Raw genomic sequence first — 6,378 nt, 5'->3', positions numbered from 1 at the left:
TTGGCCATCGGTTAGACGCCCGTCATCCAAAACCTGTAGCAGAATGTCGAAGACTTCTGGATGAGCCTTTTCGACCTCGTCCAGTAGAACAACCGAATAAGGCCGGCGCCGCACCGCCTCGGTCAGCTGGCCACCCTCCTCGTAGCCGACATAACCAGGCGGCGCCCCGACCAGCCGGGCGACCGAGTGTTTTTCGGAGTACTCCGACATGTCGATCCGGACAATGGCTCGCTCGTCATCGAAGAGGAAATCGGCCAAAGCTTTGGCCAGCTCGGTTTTGCCCACTCCGGTGGGGCCAAGGAACATGAATGAGCCGGTCGGTCGGTCTGTATCGGCCACTCCAGCCCGGGCTCGGCGGACCGCGTCGGCCACCGCTGCCACAGCCCGGCTTTGACCAATAATGCGCTGGCCCAGTTGCTCCTCCATACGCAGCAGCTTGGCCGTCTCACCTTGAAGTAGCCGACCAGCCGGGATCCCGGTCCAGGCCGCGATTACCCCGGCAATCTGGTCCGGTCCAACTTTGTCCGCGATCATCGGTTCGCCAGCCGCCGCGGCGACTGGGCCGGCTTGTCCGGCCTGGGCCTCGGCGCTTTGAACCTCATCCAGGTCACGTTCCAGGGCCGGAATCTCGCCATACAAGAGGCGCGAGGCGGTCGCCAGATCGCCTTCGCGTTGAGCCCTATCGGCCTGGGAGCTGAGCTCGTCCAGCCGGGCTTTGAGATCACCGACCCGGTTGTGACCAGCCTTTTCCTTTTCCCACCTGGCCTTGAGGGTGTCGAGCTCTTCGCTCTGATTGGCCAAATCCTGCCTCAGGCGAGTTAGCCGCTCAAGTGAGGCTTCGTCATCGGCCTTGGCCAATTGCAGCTCCTCCATCTTCAACCGGTCGACTTGGCGCTGCAGCTGGTCTATTTCCACCGGCGAGGAGTCGAGCTCCATGCGCAGCCGCGAAGCCGCCTCGTCGATCAGGTCAATGGCTTTGTCGGGTAGTTGACGCCCGGAAATGTAGCGGTCTGACAAGGTCGCGGCCGCCACCAAAGCCGAATCAGAAATGGTCACCTTGTGGTGGGCCTCGTAACGCGGCGCAATGCCACGCAAGATGGCGACAGTGTCCTCAACGGTGGGTTCACCGACATAAACCTGCTGAAAACGGCGCTCCAAGGCCGGGTCCTTTTCGACCCGTTCACGGTATTCGTCCAGCGTGGTGGCACCAACTAGGCGCAGTTCGCCGCGGGCCAACATTGGTTTGAGCATATTGCCAGCGTCCATTGAACCTTCTGCTGCGCCGGCGCCCACCACGGTGTGCAGTTCATCAATGAAGGTGATGACTTGGCCGTCGGAGTTCTTGATCTCCTCCAGCACGGCTTTGAGGCGTTCTTCGAATTCGCCCCGATACTTTGCCCCAGCCACCATTGAGGCCAGGTCGAGGGCAATCAGATGCTTACCTCGAAGCGATTCAGGTACGTCACCAGCTACGATGCGCTGAGCCAGGCCTTCGACCACGGCCGTCTTGCCGACACCAGGTTCACCAATCAGCACCGGATTGTTTTTCGTCCGCCGCGCCAAGACCTGGACGACGCGGCGGATTTCTTGATCGCGTCCAACCACCGGGTCGAGCTTGCCGTTACTGGCCTGTTCGGTCAGGTCAATACCATATTGGCCAAGCGCATCGAAGGTGCCCTCCGGGTTGGGTGAGGTTACCTGTTGGCCGCCTCTGATCTGCTGCAAGGCCTGGGTCAGGGCCTCGAGGGTGGCGCCGTGCTGGCGCAACGCCTGACCAGCTGGACCCGGCGAATCCGATAAGGCCAAGGTCAAAATGTCGGTTGAGATGTATTGGTCGCCCTGTTCTTTGGCCAGCTCGCCAGCCTTTTCGAGTAGTCCGATGACGGCGCTTGAGGCAGTCGGTGGCGTGGCGGCACCGGAGGTGGCAGAGGGCAGCTGGGTCAGAGCCCGCCTGACGTCGCCGCCAATCGCCGGGATGCTGGCACTGGCGGCCTCAAGTAGCTTAGGAGCCAGACCTTGCTGGTCGCCCAGCAGGGCATTGAGCACGTGCAGCGGATCGAGCTCAGGGTTGCCGGCAGCTTTGGCCTGGCTAATGGCATCAGCCAGTGCCAGCTGGGTCTTGCTGGTGAAGTTCGAGGTGTCCATGTTTGACCTCCCTAATGCCGGTTTTTGCCAAAGTTGAGTCTACCACGCTCAAGTTTGGCCGTAGTAGTGCCCGCGTTCGAACCGGAAAGGTAACGCCTGCCCGGTCCCGGGGCTACCTCGTGGATTCTCCGCCTCGACCATCGTTGCCACTGGGATGCGAACTTAGGCGGCAGCCGGTTTCGGGTCAGACCTGCCTGCTGCCTCCGGGTTGACCAGCCGGCTGCCTTCAGCCTGGGATTTGACTGACCGGCAGATGGTGGCAAACTTACATGTCATGAAACTCCGAGTCCTGCCCAAGTGGCGACCGGCGGCAGTGATTGGCCTGTTCGGCCTGGCCGCATTTGTACTGACTGGCTGCATGAAGATGGAAGCCAATTTCGACATCAAAGCCGACGACACCGTCGACGGGACCATTATCATGGCCTACTCGGACGATGCCCTGGAACAAATGGCGGCAATGTCTGGTACAACCACCGACGATCTGTTGTCCCAGATGGACCCTGAGCAAATGGCCGGAGGGTTCACCGGCAGCATGGCAGACAACACCGAAGTCGAGCCGTATTCGCAAGACGGCTACACCGGTTCAAAAATCACCATGAAGGGCCAATCCCTGGATGAAATGAATGACGGTGGCGACCCAGATTCGTTGTCGATTGTGCGCCAGGGCGACAAGTTTGTTATGTCTGGCAAGCTCGACATGTCTGATTCTGACTTCTCCTCGACGATGGACCAACTGCGAGCCCAATCGCCGGAATTGGCAGCTTCGTTCGAAGACATTTCCTTCACCCTGACATTCACCTTCCCCGGGCCGGTGATCTCCTCCAATGGCCAGATCAACGGCAACTCTGTGACCTTCCAAGGCGGAATGGGCGATGTTATTGACTTCGCCGCAGAAGCCCAAGCCACTGGCGGGGGCGGCGGTGAAGCCCCGGGCGCTGCACCTGAGCCGACTAAAGAAGCGCGCGATGGCGCCGAGGAGTCAACAACCAGTGCAGCCAAAGATGACTCCGGTTTATCAACCCCGCTGCTGATAGGCATCATTGCCGGCGCCATTGTCCTGCTGGCTGTGATCGCACTGGTGATCGCCATGCTGCTGAAGAAAAAGCAGAAGAAGGCCGAGTCCGATCCCGCCGCTTACGCCCCGCCCAGCGTGCCAGGCGCACCCCCGGCTGCGCCCTACGGCCAGGTCGACCCGACCCAGCAGTACCCGGCGCCATCGGCCGCACCAAGTTGGCCGCAGGCAGCGCCGGAAGCCACGCCGCCGGTTGACCCGACCCAGCAGTTCCCGCCACCGCCAGCGGCGCCACCGGTCGATCCGACGCAACAATTCGCACCGCCGCCGGCAGCGCCGGTTGACCCGACCCAGCAGTTCCCGCCACCGCCAGCGGCGCCACCGGTCGATCCGGCTCAGCAGTTCCCGCCGCCACCAGTGGCACCACCGGTCGATCCGGCTCAGCAGTTCCCGCCGCCACCGGCACCACCGGTTGACCCGGCTCAGCAGTTCCCGCCGCCAGCGGCACCACCGGTTGACCCGGCTCAGCAGTTCCCGCCGCCACCAGTTGACCCGACTCAACAGCAGTTCCCGCCGCCACCAGCGGCACCACCTGCCGCCGGGCCACCAGCTGGGCAGTAAAAGCGGACTTGACCTAGGGGCCCGCCAGGGCCGTGCCTCACGGGGCAGCCCTGGCGGGCCTTTAGTGTCTGTTCAACACCGGAGCCAGCTGCACCTTTGGCACCTTTTTGGGCAGATTCGTCTGTGGGAGACTGGGACATGCCCTTTTTTGCCCGGTCACCTCTTCGACCCCTGGTCCTGGCCAGCGCTCTGGTTACCCTGCTTGCCCTTGGCGGATGCGTCAGGGCAACCGCCGATTTTACCGTCACCAAAGACGACACAGTCAGTGCCACCATCACAGTGGCCTTTTCTGACCAGGCTTTGGACTACATTGCGGAAAAGTCCGGCCAGCCGATTGGGCAAATCAAGGAACAGGTTCAGCAGCAAACCGCCAGCGAGTTGGCGCTATTCGACCCAAAGGCCCTAACCGAGGCCATTTCGGACGAAGGGTACACCGGGTCAAAGCTGACCATGACGGACCTCAATATCAAGAACCTGACCGGCGGGCCCGGTGGCATTGACCTGCAAATAACCCACGCCGACAAGCAGTTCAAACTTCAGGGCGTGGTCGACCTGCCCACGATCGAAGATTTCCTGGGCGCCGGTGAGGCGCTGCCGGGCGAAGACATCACTGGAGGCGAAGAAGCCACTATTTCCGTCACCTTCACCTTCCCCGGGCCGGTCACAGCCGCCAATGGTAAAGCCAACGGCAACATGGTCAGCTGGGACATAAAACTAGGTGAAGTCACCCAAATCAGCGCCGTGGCCAAGGAGTCTGGACTGCCCTGGGCGATTATCGCCATTTCCGTTGGCGGCGGGTTGGCGCTGATAGTGGCGGTGGCGTTTGTGCTCCTGCTGCTGCGCCGGCGCGGCCAGAAGAAAAGGGCAGCCAAGGCCGCCGCCAGCGACGCCATCCCGGTGCCCAGCCCACCGCCACCGTTAGCTGACACACCATTGCCTCAAGACGGCCCTCCACCAGCTGGTTCCGACCGGTTTGCGCCGCCATCGGACAAACCGCCAGTTGAGCCGCCGGCGGCGTTACAGCAGCTAATCCCGGATCCTAAGCCGCCGGATCCACCTCCCCCGGATCCAAAGGCGGCCGGGTCACCGGCAGCTAGTGCCGACCGGTTTGCACCGCCACCGGGCAAGCCGGCAGAGCCACCCCCACAGCCATAACCGCCGCTGGGCCCTTCAGGCGCTGCTAGTCGAGCAACGCGCGCACATCGGCCTCAGATAGGGCGGCCGAGAAAGTGCCGTCAGCCTGCATGATGGCATCAAACAAGGCGGCTTTGCGCTCTTTCAGGGCCATGACCTTGTCTTCGATTGTGTCCTTGGAGACTAGGCGGAACACCATCACTGCCCGGTCCTGTCCAATGCGATGGGTCCGGTCGACCGCCTGGGCTTCGGTGGCTGGATTCCACCAAGGGTCCATCAGGAAGACGTAGTCGGCCTCGGTTAGATTCAGGCCAAAACCGCCGGCTTTGAGCGAGATCAGAAAAACCGGCGCTGTGCCCAGTTTGAATCCGTCGATCACCTTGGCCCGGTTGACAGTTGACCCGTCCAGGTAGGCATAGTCGATCCCTTGGCTACCCAGGCGTTCGGCAATTATGGTCAGGTAGGTGGTGAACTGGGAGAAGACCAGTGCGCGATGGCCGGATCCAACCACATCGTCGAGCTGTTCCATCAACACGTTCAGCTTCGAAGACGGGGCCGTTTTGGCCTTCGGGTCGACCAGTGAGGCATCCAGCGCCAGGCGCCGCAGCAGGGTCAAAGAGCGCAAGACGGCAAACCGATTGGCCTTGAAGTCCTCCAGTAGGCCAAGCATGCGTTGACGCTCTCTTTGCAGGTGGGTGTCGTAAATTGCCCGATGCCGGTCCTCCAGTTCGACCTGCAAGACCTGTTCCATCCGTGGGGGCAGTTCCGGAGCGACCAGCTCCTTGTTGCGCCGCAGCATCAAGGGCCTAAGGCGCTGGCGCAGCCGTTCCAGGGCCTGATTGTTTTCATCCCCGGCGGCAATCGGGTCGGCGTAGATCTGCTTGAACTGCCGGGCGCTGCCCAACAGGCCAGGCGCCACAATCGAAAACACGGCCCATAACTCGTTCAACGAGTTCTCCATTGGCGTACCGGTGACGGCCAATTTGAAAGGCGTCTTCAGGGCTCTGGCCTGCTGGTTGGCTTTGGTGGTGTGATTCTTGGCGAACTGGGCCTCGTCCAGAATCAAACCAGACCAGTCCAGGGCAGAAAAGGCCGGATTGTCGAGGCGGAAAACGGCGTAAGAAGTGACTATCAGGTCGCTATCCCCATGCAAATGGGCCAGAGTTGTATTGGCCTTGGACTCGGTCCGGGCGGCCAGCCCAACCTTCAAACTGGGCACAAACCGGGCCGCCTCCCCCGCCCAGTTTGATACCACCGAGCTGGGCGCCACCACCAAAAAAGGCGGCGCCTTGGGCTGGTCTTGCCGGGCTCCGGCCACCATGGCCAGGGATTCGACCGTCTTACCCAAACCCATATCGTCCGCTAGTACACCGCCCAGCTGATACTTGTACAAGAACATCAGCCACTCATATGCCTGGTGTTGGTAGGGCCTTAGTGTGGCTGTCAGTGTCTTCGGCACGGCCAGA

General features: G+C 61.7%; 4 protein-coding genes. 2 read left to right on the top strand and 2 right to left on the bottom strand.

The window, feature by feature from the left end; translation table 11 throughout:
- Positions 1 to 2,145 (bottom strand): AAA family ATPase (locus FWD29_09585; protein MCL2804181.1); only part of this gene is annotated, 2,145 nt, incomplete at its 3' end.
- A gap of 274 nt (positions 2,146 to 2,419) precedes the next feature.
- On the opposite strand from FWD29_09585, the gene FWD29_09580 reads away from it, so the two are divergent.
- Entirely contained in the window at positions 2,420 to 3,778 is a 1,359-nt protein-coding gene (locus FWD29_09580) for a hypothetical protein (GenBank protein ID MCL2804180.1), read from the top strand.
- Positions 3,779 to 3,916: 138 nt separating this feature from the next.
- Positions 3,917 to 4,933, top strand: a complete 1,017-nt coding sequence (locus tag FWD29_09575) for a transmembrane domain-containing protein (GenBank protein MCL2804179.1) — start codon at positions 3,917 to 3,919, stop codon at positions 4,931 to 4,933.
- 25 nt (positions 4,934 to 4,958) lie between these two features.
- Here the strand turns inward: FWD29_09575 and FWD29_09570 are convergent.
- The coding region (locus FWD29_09570) for a DEAD/DEAH box helicase (protein ID MCL2804178.1) at positions 4,959 to 6,378 on the bottom strand (1,420 nt) is incomplete at its 5' end.

It is taken from the genome of Micrococcales bacterium, from assembly GCA_009784895.1.
Taxonomy (GTDB): Bacteria; Actinomycetota; Actinomycetes; order Actinomycetales; family WQXJ01; genus WQXJ01.
The sequence above is the reverse complement of the archived record's forward strand: the minus strand, read 5'-3'. Positions and strand labels throughout refer to the sequence as shown.